Origin of the sequence: Christensenella tenuis (assembly GCF_014287795.1) — a bacterium.
Lineage (GTDB): Bacteria > Bacillota > Clostridia > Christensenellales > Christensenellaceae > Christensenella > Christensenella tenuis.
Genome location: NZ_JACOON010000001.1, coordinates 259,106 through 282,526, shown reverse-complemented (window position 1 = coordinate 282,526; position 23,421 = coordinate 259,106). Strand labels below are relative to the sequence as shown.

Annotated in this window: 21 protein-coding genes; all 21 read right to left on the bottom strand. The window is 45.8% G+C overall.

What is annotated here, in order from left to right; translation table 11 throughout:
• Positions 1-4 precede the first annotated feature (4 nt).
• On the bottom strand, positions 5-721 hold the full coding sequence (purC, locus tag H8S18_RS01365; protein WP_186856518.1) for a phosphoribosylaminoimidazolesuccinocarboxamide synthase: 717 nt from the start codon (positions 719-721) through the stop codon (positions 5-7).
• Positions 718-1,209: a 5-(carboxyamino)imidazole ribonucleotide mutase gene (gene purE, locus H8S18_RS01360; RefSeq protein ID WP_186856517.1), complete on the bottom strand. Its 492-nt coding sequence runs from the start codon at positions 1,207-1,209 to the stop codon at positions 718-720. Before purE ends, purC begins: the two co-directional genes overlap by 4 nt.
• A gap of 69 nt (positions 1,210-1,278) precedes the next feature.
• Complete coding sequence (locus H8S18_RS01355) at positions 1,279-2,775, bottom strand: NCS2 family permease (RefSeq protein WP_186856516.1); 1,497 nt, start codon at positions 2,773-2,775, stop codon at positions 1,279-1,281.
• Positions 2,776-3,080: 305 nt separating this feature from the next.
• Positions 3,081-3,638, bottom strand: coding sequence for an acetate uptake transporter (locus H8S18_RS01350; protein ID WP_186856515.1), 558 nt, complete (start codon positions 3,636-3,638; stop codon positions 3,081-3,083).
• A 124-nt stretch (positions 3,639-3,762) separates the two neighbouring features.
• Positions 3,763-3,894 carry a hypothetical protein gene (locus H8S18_RS14780; protein WP_279288424.1) on the bottom strand — a complete coding sequence of 44 codons (132 nt, stop codon included), beginning with the start codon at positions 3,892-3,894 and terminating at the stop codon, positions 3,763-3,765.
• Positions 3,895-4,016: 122 nt separating this feature from the next.
• Complete coding sequence (gene guaA / locus H8S18_RS01345; protein ID WP_186856514.1) at positions 4,017-5,549, bottom strand: glutamine-hydrolyzing GMP synthase; 1,533 nt, start codon at positions 5,547-5,549, stop codon at positions 4,017-4,019.
• 18 nt (positions 5,550-5,567) lie between these two features.
• Entirely contained in the window at positions 5,568-6,326 is a 759-nt protein-coding gene (locus tag H8S18_RS01340; protein WP_186856513.1) for an adenine nucleotide alpha-hydrolase family protein, read from the bottom strand.
• Positions 6,327-6,329: 3 nt separating this feature from the next.
• Entirely contained in the window at positions 6,330-7,778 is a 1,449-nt protein-coding gene (gene guaB / locus H8S18_RS01335; RefSeq protein ID WP_207721614.1) for an IMP dehydrogenase, read from the bottom strand.
• 100 nt (positions 7,779-7,878) lie between these two features.
• Complete coding sequence (locus H8S18_RS01330; RefSeq protein WP_186856511.1) at positions 7,879-8,967, bottom strand: MraY family glycosyltransferase; 1,089 nt, start codon at positions 8,965-8,967, stop codon at positions 7,879-7,881.
• A 95-nt stretch (positions 8,968-9,062) separates the two neighbouring features.
• Positions 9,063-11,483, bottom strand: a complete 2,421-nt coding sequence (locus tag H8S18_RS01325) for an ATP-dependent Clp protease ATP-binding subunit (RefSeq protein ID WP_186856510.1) — start codon at positions 11,481-11,483, stop codon at positions 9,063-9,065.
• A gap of 144 nt (positions 11,484-11,627) precedes the next feature.
• Entirely contained in the window at positions 11,628-12,098 is a 471-nt protein-coding gene (locus H8S18_RS01320) for a UvrB/UvrC motif-containing protein (RefSeq protein ID WP_186856509.1), read from the bottom strand.
• Position 12,099: 1 nt separating this feature from the next.
• Complete coding sequence (locus tag H8S18_RS01315) at positions 12,100-12,567, bottom strand: CtsR family transcriptional regulator (protein ID WP_186856508.1); 468 nt, start codon at positions 12,565-12,567, stop codon at positions 12,100-12,102.
• Positions 12,568-12,645: 78 nt separating this feature from the next.
• Complete coding sequence (locus tag H8S18_RS01310) at positions 12,646-14,127, bottom strand: B12-binding domain-containing radical SAM protein (RefSeq protein WP_186856507.1); 1,482 nt, start codon at positions 14,125-14,127, stop codon at positions 12,646-12,648.
• 103 nt (positions 14,128-14,230) lie between these two features.
• The gene (locus tag H8S18_RS01305; protein WP_186856506.1) at positions 14,231-16,069 is read right to left on the bottom strand and encodes a hypothetical protein; all 1,839 of its coding nucleotides are present in this window, start codon (positions 16,067-16,069) and stop codon (positions 14,231-14,233) included.
• A 12-nt stretch (positions 16,070-16,081) separates the two neighbouring features.
• The gene (locus H8S18_RS01300; RefSeq protein WP_186856505.1) at positions 16,082-17,365 is read right to left on the bottom strand and encodes an amidohydrolase family protein; all 1,284 of its coding nucleotides are present in this window, start codon (positions 17,363-17,365) and stop codon (positions 16,082-16,084) included.
• Between the two features lie 4 nt (positions 17,366-17,369).
• The gene (locus H8S18_RS01295; protein ID WP_186856504.1) at positions 17,370-18,608 is read right to left on the bottom strand and encodes an adenosylhomocysteinase; all 1,239 of its coding nucleotides are present in this window, start codon (positions 18,606-18,608) and stop codon (positions 17,370-17,372) included.
• Complete coding sequence (gene galU / locus H8S18_RS01290) at positions 18,605-19,477, bottom strand: UTP--glucose-1-phosphate uridylyltransferase GalU (RefSeq protein ID WP_186856503.1); 873 nt, start codon at positions 19,475-19,477, stop codon at positions 18,605-18,607. The genes H8S18_RS01295 and galU overlap by 4 nt, the downstream gene beginning before the upstream one ends.
• Entirely contained in the window at positions 19,474-20,286 is an 813-nt protein-coding gene (locus H8S18_RS01285; RefSeq protein ID WP_186856502.1) for a lysophospholipid acyltransferase family protein, read from the bottom strand. Before H8S18_RS01285 ends, galU begins: the two co-directional genes overlap by 4 nt.
• Before the next feature lie 4 nt (positions 20,287-20,290).
• Entirely contained in the window at positions 20,291-20,707 is a 417-nt protein-coding gene (locus H8S18_RS01280) for a secondary thiamine-phosphate synthase enzyme YjbQ (RefSeq protein ID WP_186856501.1), read from the bottom strand.
• A 114-nt stretch (positions 20,708-20,821) separates the two neighbouring features.
• Positions 20,822-21,733 carry a putative sodium/potassium/calcium exchanger gene (locus H8S18_RS01275; RefSeq protein ID WP_186856500.1) on the bottom strand — a complete coding sequence of 304 codons (912 nt, stop codon included), beginning with the start codon at positions 21,731-21,733 and terminating at the stop codon, positions 20,822-20,824.
• Positions 21,734-21,754: 21 nt separating this feature from the next.
• Positions 21,755-23,413, bottom strand: coding sequence for an AMP-binding protein (locus H8S18_RS01270; RefSeq protein WP_186856933.1), 1,659 nt, complete (start codon positions 23,411-23,413; stop codon positions 21,755-21,757).
• Positions 23,414-23,421: the final 8 nt, after the last annotated feature.

Genomic DNA, 23,421 nt, shown 5'->3' with positions numbered 1-23,421 from the left:
TAGCTTATTCTCCCATCAGCCTCTTGAGAATTTCCTGGTATGCATCTTCCACATTTCCAAGATCCTGCCGAAAACGGTCTTTATCGAGTTTTTCACCCGTCTTAGAATCCCAGAAACGACATGTATCCGGAGAAATTTCATCCGCGAGGATAATTTTTCCGCCGCATGCGTTGCAGCGGCCATATTCCAGCTTGAAGTCAATAAGCTCGATTCCGAATTGTTTCAGATACTCTGTCATTACCTCATTTACTTTGAAGGAATACTCTGCAATCTTCTCCATTTCTTCCGGAGTCGCAAGACCCATGGCATAAACATGATAATCGTTAATCATCGGATCTCCAAGGTCATCATTTTTGTAGCTGTACTCAAGAACCGTAGATTTGAGTTTTGTCCCTTCCGGGATACCGAGTCTTTTGGAAAGGCTTCCCGCCGCGATATTACGCACGATTACCTCAACCGGAACAATGGAAACACTCTTGACGACTGTTTCACGGTCCGAAAGCTCTTCCACATAGTGCGTCGGAATACCATGCTTCTCAAGCATTTTAAACATATGGTTGGAAACTTTATTGTTCACAACGCCTTTCCCAACAATCGTTCCTTTTTTCAATCCATTGAATGCAGTTGCGTCATCTTTGTAATCAACGATCACGTAGTTCGGATCATCTGTCTTAAATACCTTCTTTGCTTTTCCCTCATACAATTGCTCTGTTTTTTTCATTTTGACAACTCCTCCCTGAGTTCAGCATCCGCAGCTACCACTTTGAGCTGCATGTCCTCTTTAAACTTATATAATAAATCGCTTAATGTATCATATTTTAATGCGAGAATCTGCACTGCTAAAAGAGCGGCATTTTTGCCGCCATTGATTGCTACCGTCGCAACCGGAATCCCCTCCGGCATCTGCACGGTGGAAAGCAGGGAATCAAGGCCGTCCATTGTTGAAGATTTGATCGGCAGGCCAATCACCGGCAAAATTGTATGTCCCGCAATTACGCCAGCCAAATGTGCAGCTTTTCCGGCCGCTGCAATGATCACTTCCACACCCTTATCTTTTGCGTTTTTTGCAAAGTCTGCTGCCAGTTCAGGAGTCCGGTGGGCCGACATAATATGCGCTTCCACTTCAATCCCAAAATCCCTCAGCGTGTCAATGGCCGGTTTCAAAACCGGCAGATCACTTTTTGATCCCATAATCACTGCAACTTTCATTTTTTGATCTCCTTTAGTTTTTAAAAGCCGGCCCGGTGTCTGCCACCGGAACCGGCTTTTATAAATTTGTTAGCCTATAACAATGGCCCTCATGACGTAGTAAACGATAAAGATGATGACGATACCCCACATAATTCCGCCAACTTCTTTCGCCTTTTTGGTAAAGATTTTACAAATCGCATATGTAATAAAGCCAAATGCGATGCCGTCGGTGATAGAACTCATGAAGCCCATGCACAGTACGGTCATGAATGCCGGAGCGGCCTCCGTGAAATCATCCCACTTGATCTTCATCAGCGGGCCCATCATCAGGATGCCGACAACGATCAAAGCCGGAGCCGTCGCCGAGCTCGGGATAATTCCCGCAATTGGCGCAAACAGAAGAGCGAGTACAAACAGGATTGCAACAACGACTGAAGTAAGCCCTGTACGGCCGCCTTCATTCACGCCGGAGACGCTTTCTACAAACGTCGTAACCGTAGACGTACCGAGCACAGCGCCTGCCGCCGTTGCGATTGCATCCGCCATCATCGCCTGATTCGCTTTCGGCAGATTACCATCCTTATCAAGATATCCAGCTTTTTCAGCAGTACCGATAATTGTCCCCATGGTATCGAACATATCGATCATCAGGAAAGCAAGAACAACAGTTACAAAGGAAATAACCTGTACAAACAGCGTCGGGCCAACAAACATCTTGCTGAAGTCCATCTTCATGAACGTCTGATCCAGCGAGATGGAGGATTCACCCGTTGCAAGATTTGCAATCAGCAAAACCACGGTTGCTGCGAGACAGATCCCCGCAATGGTTCCCATACCTTTTTTCTTTGTCACGCCCCAGATGATAACGAACAACACCATAAGCGCAAAGGCAATAAAGCCTGCGAGAGCAAGCGGACTTACTTCCACACCAGCGAGGGATGTAATTGTTCCGCCTTCGCCATTCGGCATAAAAAGACCTACAACCGTCGTGAGCACAATACCGATCAGGATAGCGCCTTTTACCTTGAGCACCATCAGTATGATCGTAATCACAAGGCCGATAATCGCAAGCAGCATCATCGGGTTTGCAAGACTTCCGATGAAGAAACCATCCGCAGAGAGCGCAAGCATCGAACCGTTCTTGAGGCCAAGAGATGCAATAAACAGGCCGATACCTGCGCCAATCGCATACTTAAGGCTCCTCGGAACCGCGTTCAAGATTTTGCCGCGTGCGCCGGACAGTGTAATGATAACAAAAATAATGCCTGAAATGAACACTGCCGCCAGAGCGCCTTCCCACTCCCATGCCATCGCGCCGCATACCGTATATACGAAAAATGCATTCAGACCCATGCCCGGAGCCTGCGCGAACGGATAGTTTGACATCAAGCCAATCAGCAGCGTACCAATCGCCGCCGACAAACACGTAGCAACCGTTACGCTGCCATGGTCCATTCCCGCACCGGATAAAATGTTCGGGTTAACGAAAATGATGTAAGCCATCGTGAAGAACGTTACAAACCCGGCAATTACCTCAGTACGGAAATTGGTCTTGTTGTCCGTTAGTTTGAAAAACTTTTCCATATGATACCTCCTACAATATGATATGGTAAGTATAAAAACTTACACAATTTATGATACTTTAAATCAGAGATTGTCGCAATATATTTTCGAACTATATTTTTTTTGCTCTATATATAGTTCGACTTATTCCGAACTATATATCCGATTCATTGTCATATATATGATAACTGCGCGTTTTTTTGCTTTTTAATGCTTCTGTCTGCCTAACAGCTTTGTAAACCTGTTCCTTAAAAGAAAAAGAGGCAATCTTCTCTCGTTCTGATGCCATTGACAAATCCTGATCTAACAGGATCACGTGCATGGTTTTACAACGGCATAACTTTCTTGCCAAATTCTTCGTTTATAACTTGTCCCATAGCGGAATAAATTGCGCTCGCTCCGCAAAGGATTCCGATGTATCCTGAAATAATTTTAATGAGCGCTATCCCTGTGAAATCCCCGATCGCGAGCCCGAAAAATAATAGTGTAAGTGAGAGAAAGACGATTTTTGTAATTGTATTATGCTTCAGCGTCCCTATGAACATAAAGAGTGTAAATATTCCCCACAGTAAAAGATAGAAACCCATGGAACGCTCATCCGCTGCTAATATTGTATTGCTGACAGGATTTGTCCAGATGAAAATTAACGACCACCAGAAAAAACCATAAGCAATGAATGCCGTACCGCCAAAGGTATTTCCTCCCCGAAGTTCAAATATCCCGGCAATAATTTGTGCAGCGCCTCCCAGTGCAAATCCCATCGCTACGATGACAACCGAAAGTTCCGTTATTCCCGCATTGTGCAGGTTTAAAAGGACCGTAGTCATGCCAAATCCCAATAACCCCAGCGGGCCCGGATTCGCTCTTGTTGTTTGTTCGTTCATACACTTTCCCCCAATACATGAAATATGGACCATTATACTTTATTTGTTTCATTAAATGCAATTGCCGAAAAAATCCTCAATCTTGTTTCACGTGCCATATAACCAATAGGCTCCCAAACTGAGTTTAAGCTCTTACGCCCAAGGTATGATTGGGAGCAATCACTCTTTGATATGCATCATATAGGATATCCGTCATATTGCAGTCAAGCAGGTTCTTTCTTCTTCTAATAGTTGGTTTTGATTTCTGTTTTTCCATAAGGAATAACACCTCCAAAAATAAAAAATAGGCAGTCATGATTACCGCCTATTTTTTGAAATTTGATGCTGTTCCCACTGAAATGCCGTCCGGCTCAAACCCGTATGGTTAAGCCAAAAACGTTATTCCCACTCGATGGTTGCCGGGGGCTTTGACGTGATGTCGTAAACGATACGGTTGATGTGCGGTACTTCATTGATGATGCGGTTTGAAATCGTTCCAAGCACATCATAAGGAATACGCGCCCAATCTGCCGTCATCGCGTCCACGCTCGTCACACCGCGCAGGGCGACCGTATAATCGTATGTCCGTTCGTCTCCCATCACGCCAACGCTGCGCATGTCAGTCAGCACTGCGAAGTACTGCCAGATTTTTTCATCTAAGCCCGCCTTAGCGATTTCATCACGGAAGATGAAATCCACGTCACGCAGTAAATCAAGTTTTTCTTTCGTAATTTCGCCGATCACACGGATCGCAAGCCCTGGTCCCGGGAATGGCTGTCTCCACACCATATGGCGTGGAAGTCCAAGTTCTTCACCCAATTCACGCACTTCATCTTTAAACAGCTCCCGCAGCGGTTCTATAATTTCATCAAAATCCACATGATCCGGCAGGCCGCCTACATTGTGATGGCTCTTTATCAGTGCCGCATCTCCTACGCCGCTTTCCACTACATCCGGATAAATCGTTCCCTGGGCAAGAAAGTGTACTTTTCCTATCTTCTTTGCCTCTTCTTCAAATACGCGAATAAATTCTTCACCTATGATTTTACGCTTCTTTTCAGGCTCTGTAACTCCTGCTAATTTTTCCAGGAACCGTGCTTCGGCTTTCACATGAACAAGATTCATATCAAATTGCTTTTTAAAAACATCTTCCACTTCATCCGGTTCATATTTACGCATAAGCCCGGTGTCTACAAACACACAAGTCAGATTTTTTCCAATCGCTTTGTGCAGCAATACGGCGCATACTGAGCTGTCTACTCCGCCCGACAGCGCCAACAATACCTTCTTATCCCCTACTTTTTCACGAATTTCTTCAATGGCCTGTTTTGCATAATCATTCATATCCCAATCTCCTTTTGCGCCGCATATGTCATATAAAAAATGTTCCAGTATGCTTTGCCCTTTTACTGTATGTTGTACTTCCGGATGGAACTGTACGCCATATATCTTTTTCTCCCGACTGCCAAATGCCGCTACCGGACAGGCTCCTGTCGTCGCCATGATGTCGAACCCATTCGGCGCTTTATCAATATAATCCATATGGCTCATCCAGCATACTGATTCGCAATCCATATCTTTCAGCAATATGCTCGAGGTATCGTATTGAATTTCGGTTTTCCCATATTCACCAGCAGGTGCCGAAGCAACATGTCCTCCGAGTTTCATACTGATAAGCTGGCTCCCATAGCAAATCCCAAGGATCGGAATTCCCAATTCTAAAACCTTGGTGTCACAAACAGGCGCCCCCTCTTCATACACACTTTTAGGCCCACCTGTAAAAATAATTCCAATCGGTTTTTTATCTTTAATACGCTGCACATCCACGTCATATGGCAAAAGCTCTGCGTAAACATGCGCTTCGCGGACGCGGCGGGCAATCAGTTGATTATACTGTCCGCCGAAGTCCAGCACAATGACTGTTTCCCTCATCTAAAAAATCCTTTCTTGTTATTCTTCCAAAAGAGTAAAGCTCACATTTTTTGCGCCATCCTCTTTCAACTTTTGGGTAATATTTTCTTTCTCGCAGTCCAATAGGTTCCTTGCAGTATATACCGCAATATTCCAATCCGAAAAATAAGCAGAACAGTCCTTCCCTGCAAATTTCCGAATTTCCTTTTCCGCTTTTTCTACAAAATCAAGTTTTTCAGGCGTCAGGTGTTCGCCTGATGCAAAACGCTCCGCAAGACAGCAAACAGGCTCTCGAATGTAATAATTCCTGCCTACTGCACACAGCATCTCGGAAATGTCCGACTTCACAAAACCAAGTTCTGCCAACGGGCTTCTCTGCTCTATTTCCACATTTGCCATCCTCCCGTCAACACATCCTGCCTGTTCCCCAATGCGTCCGTCTAAAAGCACTGATGCCCCCAGGTTCTTTGCAGCCTTTGCAACCCCTTCCGACAAAAGTTTCCGGCAGGTTTCGCACCTGTCTGCTCCATTTTTGGCAACGCTTTTTTCCTGCAGGACATAAACTGGAATACGTGCGTCATTCAACTTATAATCCTCCAGCACCTCATGTACACGGTAAAGCTCTTCCTGCGTAGAGAAAGCGGCATTCGCAGTAAGCGCCCAAACATTTTTTCCATGCGCTTCCTGTGCGGCGCAAAGTAGCAATGACGAATTTGTTCCGCCTGAAAACGCCACTGCCACATCGTCGCATTCATAAATAAGCTTCACCAAGCTGCTGAATTTTTCCTGTGCTGTCATCGACTATTTTGCACTATAATTCGGCGCTTCCTTCGTAATATTAATATCGTGCGGATGGCTCTCCAGAAGTCCGGCGCTTGTGATCTTGACAAATTCCGCATTTTTCTGAAGCTGTTCAATTGTCGCAGCCCCGCAATATCCCATGCCCGATTTCAATCCGCCTACCATCTGGAAGGTTGTATCTGCAAGAGGACCTTTGTAGGGAACGCGTCCTTCTACGCCTTCCGGCACCAGCTTTTGTGTGCTTTCCTGAAAATAACGGTCTGCACTTCCCTTCTGCATCGCTGGAATTGATCCCATCCCGCGATATACCTTAAAGCTGCGGCCCTGATAAATTTCCATCTCTCCCGGGCTTTCTTTTGTTCCAGCAAACAAACTGCCAATCATAACGGCTGCCGCACCGCCTGCAAGCGCCTTAGTAATGTCTCCACTATATTTGATTCCACCGTCTGCAATTACCTTAACGCCAAATTTTGAAGCTTCCTCCGCACAATCCATGACCGCCGTAAGCTGTGGCACGCCAATTCCAGCGACAACGCGCGTCGTACAAATGGAGCCCGGCCCAATGCCAACTTTTACACAACTCGCTCCTGCAGCAATCAAGTCATGCGCCGCTTCTTTTGTTGCGCAGTTGCCAACGATAATATCGAGGTTTGGAAACTTGGAGCGAACCTTTTCCAGCACCTTAAGCACATAAACGGAATGCCCGTGTGCCGTATCAATTACGATTGCATCCACCTTGGCATTTACAAGCGCTTCCACCCGTTCAATTGTTCCGTTTCCTGTCCCAACTGCTGCGCCAACCAGTAGCCGGCCGCCTTTGTCCTTCGCCGACATCGGATATTGAATCGACTTTTCGATATCCTTGATAGTAATAAGTCCCATCAGCTTTCCATTTTTATCTACAAGCGGCAGTTTTTCAATTTTATATTTGCGCAGAATTTGCTGCGCCTGGTCGAGTGTCGTACCGATCGGCGCGGTTATCAAGTGGTCGCTTGTCATCACTTCGCTTACTTTACGCGAATAATCCGTCTCGAAACGCATATCACGGTTGGTGATGATCCCAATTAGCTTGCCGTCTTTTTCTACGATCGGCACACCTGAAATTTTATAGCGCCCCATCAATTGATCCGCATCATTTACCGTGTGGTCGGGCGAAAGCGAAAACGGATCGCTGATAACGCCATGCTCGCTACGTTTCACTTTATCGACATTATCCGCCTGTTGCTCGATCGACATGTTTTTATGGATAATACCCATGCCTCCCTCCCGCGCAATTGCAATAGCAAGGCCGCTTTCCGTAACGGTATCCATCGCAGCACTCATGATCGGGATGTTGAGCTTGATATTCGGCGTAATGTAGGTAGAGACGTCAACTTCATTCGGTGTAACGGCGCTCCTTTGCGGTTTTAGCAGAACATCATCAAATGTAAGACCTTCCGTAATTTTCATGTGCGTTTTTTCCTTTCCTATCATTCATAAAATTATTTTACACCATACATAGCACAGTGTGATACACAATTTTTCCAGCAAATAAAAAAGACGCGCGGCCCTATGGCTGCGGCGTATCTTTTTCATCTTTCTGACGCGCTGTTTTTTCCTCTTCCTCGAGTGCATGCTGGTGCTCTCTTTTTAAAACCATCCAGTTAATAGAACCAACGACAAAAGCCAACACCAAAACAAGAATGGCGCCTGTAAATTCTCTTTCTGCAAACAATACCGCAGAAATAGCAAGAAGCGCCGAAATCGCATAGAGAAGAGTCACCGATTGCTTCTGGTTCAATCCCATGTCAACCAGCCGATGATGCAGATGTTTCCTGTCCGCATGAAACGGATGCTGCCCTTTCAAAAGACGGCGCAGGATTGCAAATGCAGTATCTGCAATCGGCAGTCCCAGTACGAGGAAAGGGATACCGAAGGACACGACCGCATTAACCTTGAAAAATCCCTGTATGGAAATTACGGAAAGCACGAAGCCAAGGAACATCGCGCCTGCGTCTCCCATAAAAATTTTAGCTGGATTCAGATTATAAGGCAAAAATCCAAGGCAGGCACCTGCAAGCACAGCCGCCACAATCGTAACTGTTGGATTTCCCGCAGAAAGCAACGATACGGCGAGCAAAGCAAACGATGAAATCGCAACAATTCCGCATGCAAGCCCATCAAGGCCATCGATCAGGTTAATGGTGTTTGTGATTGCGACAATCCATAGGACTGTAATTGGAATTGCCCAGTTTCCAAAATAAATGATCTGGTCAAACAGTGTTACGCGCGTAATCAGTACACCGGAAAAACACACTACAAGCGCCGCACAAACCTGGCCCAGCAGTTTAATATACGGTTTGAGGTCATAGATATCATCGAGAATTCCCAAAATAATAATCATCAGCGCCCCAATGAGAAGCCCGATGAAAGAGGGATCCATATCCACAAATGCGAGCATTCCAAAAGCAAACGCTACAAATATAGCAAGCCCCCCCATTGTGGGGATTGGCTTGCTATGCATTCGTCTTTCATCTTTAGGAACATCTACTGCGCCTACCCGGAACGCAAGTTTACGGACGAGCGGCGTCGTTGTATACGTTACAAAAAACGTAAACAGCAATGCAATTACAATCAAAATGCCCGAACGTACATCCATAATAGAACGTTTCCTCTTTCCGATCCGTAAATTGTGAGCAAATATCACAAGAGCGGCAAATCATCTTTGCCGCACTTGTGCTTTGCTACATTATATCAATTTTCTTTTTTAAATGCAACATCTCCGTTTTCTACAAACATCTTAACTTTGTCGCCAATGTTAATCTTTCCTGCAAGGATTTCTTCGGAAAGCTTATCTTCTACGGTCTGCTGAATCATCCTGCGCAGCGGCCGTGCACCATACTGGTCGCTCATCCCATCTTTCGCCATCAGTTTTGCCGCATCCTTTGTATACGTCAGATCAATTTCCCTGTCATGCAGTCTCTTGATGACACTGTTCAGCATCAGTTCTGCAATCTGCTCCGTATCCTTTTCCGTCAGCTTATGGAATACGATAATATCGTCAATCCTGTTGATGAATTCCGGACGGAAAGTATTTTTCAGCGCTTCCATCATCCGCTCTTTCATCTCATCGTATTCTTTCAACTGCTCCATATCTTTGTCGCTTTCCTTGCCAAAGCCGATCTTGTTTGCCGCAATCTCATGCGCACCCACATTGGATGTCATGATAATGATTGTGTTTTTAAAGTCGACTGTCCGGCCCTTGGAATCCGTCAACCGTCCGTCTTCCAAAACCTGAAGCAACATATTGAACACATCCGGATGTGCTTTTTCGATTTCATCAAACAGTACCACTGAATACGGCTTGGTCCGAACCGCTTGTGTCAGCTGTCCGCCTTCATCATAGCCGACATATCCCGGAGGCGAGCCAACCAGCTTTGATACGGAGTGTTTCTCCATGTACTCCGACATATCGAGACGAATCATTGCATTTTCATCGCCAAACATTGCCGCAGCCAGCGCCTTGGTCAGCTCTGTTTTACCCACGCCCGTGGGGCCAAGGAAGATAAACGAACCAATTGGCCTTGCCGGGTCCTTCAGTCCTGCCCGTGCCCGGCGGATCGCCTTAGCGACAGCGGAAACCGCCTCATCCTGCCCGATTACACGTTCATGCAGCATATTTTCAAGGTTAAGCAATTTCTTGCTTTCATCTTCCGTCAACTTGCTGACCGGAACGTGCGTCCAACTAGAGATAATCTGCGCAATATCTTCTTCCGTAACAACGCCTTTTTCCTTGGCAACAGCCTTGCGCCATTCCTCAGAACAATGTTCGATATCGCGTTTGATGTCGGCTTCTTCATCCCTCAGCTTTGCCGCCTTCTCAAAATCTTCATGCGCAATCGCGCTTTCTTTTTCTTTCCCAATGCCTTCCAGCTTCTCTTCCAATTCCCTCAGGTCTGGTGGAGAAGTGAACATGGAGATTCTCACCTTTGAGGCTGCCTCATCAATCAGGTCGATTGCCTTGTCCGGCAGGAACCGATCCATAATATACCGCGTAGAAAGGTCAACGGCTGCTTTCAGGGCTTCATCCGTAATCGTTACCTTGTGATGCGCTTCATACCTGTCACGCAGGCCCTCCAGGATTTGCAAGGCCTCTTCCGGTGTGGGTTCGCCGACGTTTACCGGCTGGAACCGCCGTTCAAGAGCTGCATCCTTTTCAATATGCTTCCTGTATTCGTCAATTGTCGTCGCGCCGATTACCTGGATTTCACCGCGTGCAAGCATCGGTTTTAAGATGTTTGCCGCATCCATTGCGCCTTCTGCCGCACCTGCGCCGATCAACGTGTGAAGTTCATCAATAAACATGATCACATCACCCGCTTTTTTCAGTTCATCAAGCGCATCTTTTAACCGTTCTTCAAACTCACCGCGGAATTTGGAACCCGCCAGCATTCCGGCAAGGTCAAGCATCACGACACGCTTATTTTTCAGCATATCGGGAATATTGCCTTCTACGATCTTTTCCGCAAGTCCTTCCGCAATCGCGGACTTACCGACGCCCGGTTCGCCGATTAAAACGGGATTGTTTTTTGTACGGCGGCTCAATATCTGGATGATCCGTTCGATTTCTTCTGAACGTCCAATTACCGGATCAAGTTCTCCATTCTTTGCCGCAAGCGTAAGATCACGGCCAAATTTGTCCAACTTCGGCGTAGACGACTTTGGATTTTCATCGCCGCTTACCGGCGCTCCCTGCGCAACGGCAAGTATTTCCTGCTGCATGGCCGCCAGGTCTGCCCCGAGGTCGTGCAACATGCGGAAACCCATACTTTCACGTTCATTGATAATTGCAAGCAGCATATGCTCTGTTCCAATAAAATTCTGTCCGAGTTGCCGTGAAAACGCTACGCTCATTTCAATAATTTTTTTGGTCCGGGGCGTATATCCAATCACCTGCGGATTTCCATAGCCACCGTCCGTTGAGACAGAACGAATATATTCTGCCGCCTTGTCAGCATCAATTCCCTGTTTTCTCAGAATTTCCGCCGCAGTTCCCCCCTCGAGAACCAGCCCGAGAAGCAGATGTTCCGTTCCTACATAATTTTCTCCCATGCTGCTGGCGAACTGTGCCGCCTGATTGACAGCTTCCTGCGCACCTGCAGTAAATCTTGACATATTGTCCATATTGTCCTCCCTTAAACCTCCGCGGAGCTTCCGCAAGAGGTACCGCTGTTCCGGCGAGCGGTGCGCCTATTCTTTCTGTTACAAAACGGCTTCTTCTGGCTATAATGTAACCGCCATTTTCTTTGTTAAAACAACTTAAGCCGTTTCATCACTTTTCTCTTTCTTCTTTTTCATTAAGTCGCGTATCTCCGCAGCTTTTTCATAATTTTCTTCTTTGATTGCCTGTTCAAGCTGTGCTTTCAGGCCATCTTTTTCCACTTCCGCTTTCCTTTTTTCTTGTTTCTTTGGATCCAAGTTAATTTTCGGCAGCTCAATTCCGCTTTCGAACGGTTGATCCACTCCCACAAACTCTGCATTATAGCGGTCGCTTCCTGCCTTCTGAAGCTGAGGCGCCATATCAAACATGCTGCCCATTCGCCTCGATCCACGTTTTAGCAAACTGGTCGCGAATAAGTCATTGAAAAAATGATCCATGGAAAAGGCGCCCATCAGCCCTTCTTCTTCCCGCGCACAAACTTCACACAAATTCCTTTCTGTAGTCATACCATTGATGCTTTGTTTGATATGAACATTTGCTTCCCTCTGCTTACATTTATCACATAACATATTATTCGTCCTCCTTTAATAGAACAGAAGCTAAAACTTCTCTTAAGATCGAGCTTCTCAATTCATTCCTTTGTTCCGGTGCGGCAACAAGCGCTCTGTCAGAAATTGCTGCGAGCAGTATATTTTTTATTCCGTTCCCAATGAGCCCAGTCTGCACAAGCCCTTCAATCAGCTCCGCCGCCTGCCGCATGTTGATCCCATGCCTCAGATTTTGTTCGATCACTTGTGAAACATAATCGCATTTATCAATGTTCAAACGTATCACCCGGATATATCCGCCTCCACCTCTTCGGGACTGAGTGATATATCCCCGGTTTGGCGAAAATCTTGTGGTCAGCACGTAGTTGATCTGCGACGGCGCACAGTTAAATTTCTGTGCCAGTTCATTTCGCTGAAGCTCCGCCATGCCGTCCGCTTCTGTCATCAACTCTTTGATGAAATTCTCAATGTGGTCGCTCAGTACCGACATTTTTCGCCCTCCTATCTTTGACTTTCTTTGACCTTTGTTTTAATTATAACCGAAATCCTGATAATGTAAACAGGTTTTTTAAACAAATTTTGATAATTCTTCCGGGATTTGCCCTTTGATTTTTGTACGGTCGTAATCCGTGCGCAGCAGCGCAAAAAATTCTTCCAAACGAGAAGATGGCAGATACTTTTTTGCATATTCAATCAGCACAACGAACTGATTTTTTGCACTCAGTGGCCGCGCCGCATATTTTTCCTGCTCACAAAATATATATAAATTTTCATAAAGCGTAAAGGGAGCAACAATCTTATTTCTCGTCAGAAAATCGAACGCCTGCCTTGCCCGCCCCGTGTTGTAATAACGGTTTAACATCAGTTCAATTCCTTTTAAAAAAAGTAATTCCCGCGCCGAAATATCGCTTGTACAAATCACTTCGTAAGGCGCATAACTCCTATAAACAATGCCATATTTCCCCGCTTCACGCCGCAGGGCAGTTCCAGGAAGCAATTTGAGGAACCCAAGCTGGAGTGCATCCGGATAGAGGCTGTATACTTCGTTAAAAGATGTGCGAAAACTGTCTAGACTTTCATAGGGCAATCCGGCAATTAAATCGAGATGAAGATGAATATTGCCTGAATCCAGTATAGAACTTGCATTTTCTTTCAGCCGGTCCAGATTCATCCTGCGCATGATGGCTGCAAGCGTACGGGAATTTGTAGACTGTACGCCTGCTTCGAGCTGGATTTTTCCCATCGGTGCACTGCGCAAAAGAGAAACCATTTCCTCATCCATTAAGTCCAGCGCTACTTCAAAATGGAAGCAGGTATTTTCTGTTTCGTCTAAGATAAAGCGAATTATATTTTTAGCGCGTTCCTTGTTCGCATTGAAAGTACGATCAGTAAATTTGACAAGCCTCACGCCATGCTTTACGAAAACCTTCAATTCCCTTTTTACTTGGTCAAACGACTTTTCGCGTACTGTACCTTTGAGATTGCCAGACATACAGTATGCACAAGAAAAAGGGCACCCCCTTGACGATTCGTAATAATAAATCTTGTTTTCATCATATTCATCGCCTGCGGAAAAAGGAGCCGGAAGCAGATACATACTATCTATTATCCGGTATTCGTTATTTCCTTTTAGTTTACCTGACTCTTTATATAAAGCCCCTCTGGTTTTGACTGCTTTTTCCTGCCTAAGTTCTTCCAACAGTTCATTTAGGCTTTCTTCTGCCTCTCCGCGCAACACATAATCTACAAACCAATACTCTAGCATTTCTTCGGCACGAAAAGAAGCTTCCGGTCCTCCGAAGATCACAGTCACTTCCGGGCAGGCCTTTTTCAAATCCTCAGCAAGACGAAGCACATATCCTATATTCCAGATATAACAGGAAAAAGCGACAATTTCCGCCGCATAAGACAAAATATTTCCCAAAACATGATGGCTGTCCTGATTGATATTAAATTCCGCAAAAGGAATAGAGCCTGCCGAAGCAAGGGAGCGCACCGCCGGATTAGTATGTACATAGCTTGAATTTACGGCAATTAAGAGTGTTTTCATATAGATTCCATACCTCGCCAATAAAATCCGGCCTTAAGCAGCACAACAGAAAAATGCCCGGTACCTTCAAGACAATAAATACTGCAAGACGGCTTTGGATAGATTATTTTTCTGTCTGGACATAGGTGACATAAAAACTGTCTTCATTCTGGCTATAGTAATTAATAATATAAATTTCTCCTGCATTTAACCCCGGCATGATGCGTTCTGTCTTGGAATACTCGAGCAAGGATAGCTCTGAAGCCGAAATCGAATATTCCAGAACGGCAACCTGATATTGTGGCGTTGTTCCTTCATATGAATAGGTCGTAAAATAGAGGATATCGCTTCCGGCATCAAATCCAATGCTAGGGCTTTCCCCTTCGCCAATTCCCCGCATGATTTCCGTCTGCTCTTTTGTGGAGAGATTAGTTAACACAATGTTGAAGGTAAGCGATCCGCCTAGCTCTCCTCCTTCTTCTACAACCGGAACGACTGCTGCGATATTATTGCCATCCGGCGCTACCGCAAAATCAATTCCCTGTGCTACTTCTTCCCTCATTTCCGTTGCCAAGTCCAGCGAATATATCTTTGCCTCCTCTTTATCGGCAAAGTAAATTTTCCCATTTACCAGCGCAATCCGGCTGTCCGCCCCTGGCATGTCTCCGCCGATGGCATCCACACGGTTGCCGGCTTCCTTGGAAAAATCATACTTCACAAGCTGGAGCGCACTTGCTCCCTGCGATGTGCCAAGGCCTGACATTGCATATACAATTGGCCTCTCCGCATCCCATGCAAAAGATGTTGTGATCGTACCAAGGCCTTCTTCTCCCAAGTTGTGTAAAATATTCTCTTCCGTATCATACACATAGAGAACTTTATTTTCGATTCCGGAATCCAAGATTCCAATATAACGGCCATCCGCCGAAACCGCTGCTTTTTCTACACTATAAAAATCCGGAAGTTCAAGCTGTGTTTTTTTGCCATTGGTTTCTATCATCCACAACTTTTCTTTCAATACTTGTTCCATATCCTCCCCGCTGCTTGGAACATAAGAACGGGCGTAGATAATATTACCTTTACCGGTTGTACAAAGATACCGTCCGTTTTCAACCAGAACTGGCAGAGGGGTTGGGGTGCCGTCCTTCAATACGACGGGTTCTTCCTTCACGGATTCTGCGTCTGCATCCCTGTTGTAAGCCGGGAGCGCGGTCGTCTCCATTGAAAATGAATATGCCTTCTTAGCGGGAACCGTATTTGCAATTTTTAAATCGATTTCTTCAGCAAGTTTTTTCGCTGACGCTTCATCCTTAAGCGGCGATGAAATCAACATAATATCGGCAAGGCCGTCACACATTGTAGGCGTGAGACCAGTATCTTCCGGGATAAGGCTCTGCTCGTAGGCTTCATATGCATTCAGTCCGACAAAATATGCTTCCTGCCCTGCCTGCGGACTAGGAGTAAGGGTAAATACCAGTTTATCTCCTTCCTCTTTCAGCGTAGCCTCCACATGTTCATTTAATTGAAAGAAAACCGAAAGTTTCCCTTGGCTGTCCGAATGAATCGTATTAAACAGCCCATACAGTACACTATTGCTGTAGGTTTCATTATTTTCAGCATAATCCCAAAAACCAACGGAAAGATCAACTTGCATCCGAAAAGGCGCGGAAAGCATTTGCACGCTGTATTCTGGTACGGCGGATATCTTGGATTCATCAACCCCGGCGACACGCGATCCATTTAAAAAATACATCGTAACAACCGTATTTTCGCCCTGTTGTTCTACATTGATATCTTTCAGGTTCACAGTTTCGCCAAGGGAGGCATCCCCTCCGGTAACGGTTCCTTTTACCTGCTTCTCTTCCGGTTCCGTCGTAGAGGGCACTCCTTCCTGTGCACAAGAAACGAGCAGCAATGCTGCTACCATGATAAAAATCAGAATAATGGTGGACTTTTTCCGCATAAGTTTTAACCTTTAAATTTTCTTCATACTTTCTGCATATTCCGCAAGTTTCATTTTTACTTCGTCAAGGTCGGCAAATGCAAATTTTCCGTCTTCATAAATAATATCCCCGCCGACCATCGTCATGCACACATCCGCATCACTGCCCGCATATACGGCCAAAGATATTTCATCATAATCCGGCGTGTACCGGACTCCATTCGTATTCACCATGACGAGATCGGCATTCTTGCCTGCCTCAACCACTCCGCTATTCAAGCCTAGTGCCTCCGCGCCATAGCGGGTAGCAAGTTTCAGGGTTTGTGCTGCAGGCATGGTTTTGGGATCGTATGTTGTCCCCTTTTGCAGGAAGGAAGCGTAAGTCATTTCCTCCCACATGGAGAGCTTGTTATTGGATGCGGCGCCATCTGTCCCCAGCGTCACCCTTACGCCTTTTTGCATCATTTCTGTCAGCGGCGCTATCCCGCTCGCAAGTTTGAGGTTGCTCTTTGGGCACGAAAGCACTGTTGCATTATATTCCGCCATCAGCTCCATATCATGTTCTCCAATCCATACGCAATGTGCGGCATAGAACGGTACATCAAGCAACCCAACTTTTTGGCAAAGTTCAATCGGGGTCATTCCCTGTTCTTTCAGGCAGGTTTCATGTTCGCCACGTGTTTCGGACACATGCATATGCACTCCGGTACCAAGCGTCTTTGCCGCCTCTGCAATCTGCTCCAGCATTCCGTTGTTCACCGTATATTGAGCGTGTGGTGATAAAAAGACTTTTAGCCGCCCTTTCCCGTTGTATTTTTCAAACAGTTCTTTGCTCTCTTCCAGCATTCGCTCCCCCACGCCGGGCGCAGGGGTTACTACTGCACGTGAAAGAACTCCGCGCAGTCCGCTTTGCTGAGCCGCTCTCGCAATAGAATCGACAAAAAAATACATCTCGTTGAAGGCAATCACTCCGGCGGCGGAAAGCTCGCACATCGCAGCCATACTGGCCCAATATGCGCTTTCTTCCGTCAGTTTGTCTTCCGCAGGAAATATCCGGGTATTCAGCCATGTCATCAGGTCGAGATCGTCTGCATAAGAACGAAAAAGATTCATAGGGACATGTGTATGCATATTCACAAAACCAGGCATTATAATGTTGCCATGCGCGTCAATGACACGTTCTGGGGCAAATTCAGGAGCCGCTTTCCCCTGCCCCGCATAAGCAATCTTTCCATCTTTTACCTGTATTGTTGCATCTCTGATTACTTCATCCCGGTCATTATTTGTAATCAGCGTCGCATGACGTATTTCTACCATAATTTTAGTCTCCATATAAATACTTGTGCTGTTCTGGCGTAAGTACATCTACTGTTCCGCCCATCGCTTTCAGTTTTCTTACCGCTACGCTGTAATCGATGTCTTTCGGCAAGTTCAAAAGGCCCGGGTGCAGCGAATCATAATTTTCTTTTAGGTATTTCTGGGCAAGGAACTGCAAAGCAAAGCTCATATCCATAATTTCCGCCGGATGTCCGTCACCTGAAGCTAAGTTTACAAGACGTCCGCCCGCAATAACGTTTAAGATTCTTCCATCCTTCTGCACATAACCATCCACGTTGTTTCTCATCTCAACGACTTTCTCGCTCATCTCTGCGAGTTCGGAGACTTTGACCTCACAATCAAAATGCCCTGCATTCGCAAGCAGCACGCCGTCCTTCATTCTATCGAAATGGCGCCCAACAATAACATCTTCACATCCTGTGACGGTAACAAAAATATCTCCAAGGGCCGCCGCATCGTTCATGCTCATTACGTCAAATCCATCCATCAGGGCCTCCGTCGCCTTGATATGGTCAATTTCCGTTACAATTACCCGTGCGCCAAGCGCGGCAGCCCGTTTTGCAACGCCTTTCCCACACCAGCCATACCCTGCAACTACCACGCGCTTTCCTGCAACAATCAGATTTGTCGTACGCATGATTCCATCCCAAACAGACTGCCCGGTGCCATATCGGTTATCAAACATATATTTGCACTGCGCGTCATTCACTGGAATCACGGGAATTTTAAGTTCACCCGCTTTTTCCATCGCTTTGAGGCGCAGTACCCCTGTCGTTGTCTCCTCGCTCGCACCGATTACATCCGCAAGAAGTTCCGGGAATTCCTCATGCAGCATTGTGATCACATCACCACCGTCGTCCACGATCAAATTTGGCTTTGTGCCGAGTGCACTCCTGATATGTGAATCATATTGCTTCATTGTTTCGCCATGGATTGCATATACATCCGCCCCACCTTCAACAAGTGCCGCGACTACATCATCCTGTGTAGACAATGGATTCGATGCACACGCCGCAACCTGCGCGCCGCATGCCTGGATCACCTGAATCAGGTAGGCTGTTTTGGCTTCAAGATGGCAGCATACGCACATTTTATAACCATCAAATGGTTTTTGCGCCGCAAATTCTTCCTCGAAGCTTTTTAAAACAGGCATATATCTCTTAACCCACTCAATTTTTTGCTTGCCGGAAGGCGCTAATTTGATATCCTTGATATCGCTCATTTGATTCCTCCAACCAATTCTTTTAAATACTGTTCAAAATCTCCCCTAAGGTCCTCCCTGTCGAGCGCAAACTCGCAGGTTGCCTTTAAAAATCCCAGTTTGTCCCCTACATCGTAACGTTTTCCTTCAAATTCGTACGCATAGACCTCTTCTGTTGCCCGCAACCTGCGAATCGCATCCGTAAGCTGGATCTCTCCGCCTTTTCCCGGCGGAGTATTTTCAATCGCTTCGAAAATTCCCGGAGTAAGCACATAGCGCCCCAAAATCGCAATATCAGAAGGAGCATTTTTCGGTCCGGGTTTTTCGACAAGGTCGGAAACCTTATGCATTCTTCCATCAGGATCATCGGTAGCGATTACGCCATATTTGTCTGTATCTTTAATATCTACCCGCTGTACGCCAAGCACTGTGGATCCACATTCACAGTAAGCGTCCATAAGCTGGCCAAGCGCAGGACGTTTTCCTTTTACCACATCGTCGCCCAAAATCACCCCGAATGGTTCGTTCCCTATAAAATCTTTGGCAGTCAGAATTGCATGTCCGAGACCAAGCGGCTCTTTCTGGCGCACATACATCATATTTACCATGCTGGCAATATCTTCCACAAGCTGCAAAAGCTCGCACTTGTTTTTTTTCGTCAGTTCCAATTCCAGCTCAATCGATTTATCGAAATGGTCTTCAATCGCACGCTTGCTCCTGCCTGTAATAATTACAATGCTTTCAATTCCGCTTGCGACCGCTTCTTCAACAATATATTGAATTGTGGGCTTATCTACAATAGGCAGCATTTCCTTCGGCTGCGCCTTGGTGGCTGGTAAAAAACGCGTACCCAGCCCTGCCGCGGGAATCACCGCTTTCCTAATTTTCATTTCTCAAGTCCTCCATAATAGTCATCCAGCATTTCCTGCATCTTTTCCCTCACATACCTGCACATCAGCACCGTCTGCTTCGGCGCCTTCAGTCCTTCCGCTCCCGGAACATCCTTCACATAAATCGGCTTTCCAACAATCAGTTTTACCTTTTTGGGTTTTGGAAAAACAAATACCATTGGCAAAACAGGTACATTATTTTTTACAGCAAAGTGAAATGCGCCATTTTTAAATTTTCGCAGCTCCTTTGAATAGGGTGCGATTTCGCCTTCCGGATACATATGTACTTTGCGCGTCGTATTCTGAAGCGCATCATTCATTTGCTCGGAAAAACGTTCAAAGTTCTTCAAGTCGGATGGGAGCGGCACTCCCCTCAGCACACGTACCAACCCGCCGATAATAAATGCTTCAAAATTATGCTTCAAGGCAACAAAGTAGGGCGCACTCGGATAAAATACATAAGTAAGCATAGGCGAATCCATATTATGTACATGGTTTGCCACTGTAATTGCGGATGTCTTTTTCACAAGTTTTGCATTTTTCTTATTGATGACGCCGAATCCCCAACGGATTTTAAAAAACAAATATCCGAAAGGCATTCCCACAAACATCGCAAAATAATATAAAAAACGCAGGCCCCAATTTTTGGTAACATACTGGTAATCTTCATCAAGATGCAGCTTGATTGGCGCCCACATCCGCTCTGCCGGGCCTTTTCTGCGCGGTTTATCGCTCTCCCGCAATTTTTCCAGCTCTGCTTTTTGGTCGCTGTCCTCTGGTTTTTGCAGTTCTTCCTCTGTTGATTTCAAAAGGTCATTCTCCTATTATCTTGATCAAAACACGCTTTTGGCGCTTACCGTCAAATTCACCGTAGAATATCTGTTCCCATGTTCCAAAATCAAGCCGGCCGTTCGTGACTGCAACCACTGTCTCACGCCCCATCACAGTACGTTTCATATGGGCATCCGCATTGTCTTCATAGCCGTTATGGGCATATTGGCTGTATGGTTTTTCCGGCGCAAGGCGCTCCAGCCATTTCTCAAAATCAGCATGTAATCCGCTTTCATCATCATTAATAAAAACGCTCGCTGTAATATTCATAGCGTTCACAAGGCACAATCCCTCCTGAATGCCGCTCTTTTGGACTGCCTTTTCCACCTGGGGCGTAATATTCAAAAATTGCCTGCGCTGCGGAATCTGAAATTCCAGTACTTCACGATAACTTTTCATTTTCTCACTCCTTACCGCTACAGATATTATATTATACCATAGCAAACCGATATTTCCAAGAAAAAACGCCCGTGGGCTTCCCCGCAGGCGTTGCTGTTATACGCTATTTTCAGTTTACTTTTCCTCAGTTTCTCCTATTTCTATGCTCACAGAATCTGTATCTTCCAGAATCTCCGCAGCCTCTTTCTCCGTTTCGCCGATCTGGCCATCGATTTCTTTTTGAATTTCCGTTTCCGCTTTGATGATTGCCTCGCCTTCTGCAGCAAGTTCTTCTACTTCATCTGCAATCTCATCAACACGTGCCTCAATGCGTTCTACAATCTCAGCCTCTTCATCAGTCATCCCAATCATATGGCAGTCGAATTTCCTGCGATTAAGCGTCACATAGAAATACAGCATACACATTATCGAACAGGCAACGGCAGTCATGATCATAAAAGTATATTGAAAAATATACGCCGTCTGCATTGTGCCAAGCGTATCAAGCATTGATTTCATTTGTGTCATAATATTGGAGATCAGCAATATTGTCATTGCCGCCGAAATCAAGGTGCACACGAGCGAAATCATATTCGCCTTTTTACGGTTGCTACTGTCCCATTGCACAATAAGTGAAATGGATGCGACCACAAGCGCTACATAAGGTACATAGGTTGCAAAATATGCAATCCCCTGATCAATAGACGTGAAGCTGGAAACCTGTGCTAAATTCCCAAAGAAGCCGGCGCTTGCGAGCATTGCGAGTAAGAAAGTGCCCCACACAAAAATTTTCGCAAAAAATTCGCGCATATTTTTGAGCGTCAGTACCATTATCATCAAAACAGCAATGCAGGCGATCATCATCCCGCCGTACAAATATAGGTAGTAGAGAACCATCGGGAGCCCCAATGTCAGTCCTGAAGCCGCTGCCGCTGAATTGAGATAGCCCCCAAAGCCTACAAAATAGATCACACATACCGCAAGTACAATAATTGCTAAAATAATAAAAGGTATTTTATTCGTTTTGTTTGTTTTTGCTTCCATCATTTTTTCCTTTCCTGGAACGCTTTATTTCTTTTTCTGGTCTTTTTCCCGAAGTTCCACCCGGCGAATTTTTCCACTAATTGTTTTGGGCAGTTCCGTTACAAATTCAATTTCACGTGGATATTTATACGGGGCCGTTGTTTTTTTCACATGATTCTGTAGTTCCTTTTTCAGTTCCTCTGTCGGTTCATATCCTTCCGCAAGAACAATCGTCGCTTTAACAATCTGTCCGCGTTCCGGATGAGGAACCCCCGTGATTGCTGTTTCAAGCACCGCAGGATGCTCCATCAGGGCGCTTTCCACTTCAAACGGCCCAATACGGTATCCCGATGATTTAATCACATCATCCGCACGTCCAACGTACCAAAAATAACCGTCCTCATCTTTCCATGCCACATCTCCGGTATGGTATACGCCGTAGTTCCATACGCTTTGCGTACGCTCTTCATCGCGATAATAACCAAGGAACATTCCTGTGGGGACTTCCTTATCCGTATAAACCACAATTTCCCCTGTCTCGCCCGGTGCGCAGGAATCTCCATTTTCATCCACAATATCAAGATCATACATGGCATTTGGCTTGCCCATGGAACCAGGGCGCGGCTCCATCCAGATGAAATTTCCGATTGTCACGGTAAGCTCTGTCTGGCCGTAGATTTCCATCAGCTTCAGCCCTGTCGCCTCCAAAAACTGATAATATACCTCCGGGTTCAACGGTTCTCCCGCGATTGTCGCATACTTCAGCGAAGAAAGATCGTATTTACTAAGATCTTCTTTAATAAAATAACGGTAGATTGTCGGCGGTGCGCAAAATGTCGTAACCTGATACCGCTCGATCTTTTTCAGAAGGCGGTCCGGTACAAATTTATCCATGTCATACACAAAGATACACGTTTCCGCCAACCATTGACCATAGAGCTTTCCCCATGCGCTCTTGGCCCAGCCTGTATCCGCTACCGTAAGATGCAGGCCGTCCGGATCAGCATTATGCCAATAAACTGCCGTTACAATATGCCCCAGCGGATACACGAAATTGTGCGCCACCATCTTGGGCATTCCGGTTGTTCCCGATGTGAAATACAGGAGCATAATATCATCGTTATGCGTTGCTTCCTCTCCTTGAGGGCGCGGAAAATCCTGCCCACATTTTTCCATTTCCTCCCAGAATTCAAGCCAACCTTCCCTTTTCTCCCCTACAATGACTTTCTTTTCAAGCGTGGGGGATTCCGCTTCCGAATCCTCCACATGTTCCTTCAATTCCCCATCTTTTGTGCAGACAATCATCTTGACATCAGCGGCATTGTTACGGTACACAATATCTTTCTTCGTCAAAAGGTGTGTCGCCGGAATAGCAATGGCGCCAAGTTTATGCAAGCCGATAATCGCAATCCAGAATTCATAATGGCGCTTTAAGATCAACATAACCTTATCGCCTTTTGTAATTCCCGCATTTTTGAAAAAATTTGCCGCCTGATTTGATAGCCTGCTGATGTCGCTAAAGGTAAATGTTTTTTCCTCGTCTGCATCATTCGTCCAGAGAAGCGCCCGCTTCTCCGGCTTTTCTTTCGCAAGTTCATCTACCACATCAAATCCAAAATTAAAATTTTCCGGCACAAACGTCTTAAAATTCTGTGCAAAATCTTCATAGCTCGTAAATCCTGTCGTGCTAAATTTTTCGTATATCCTCATGT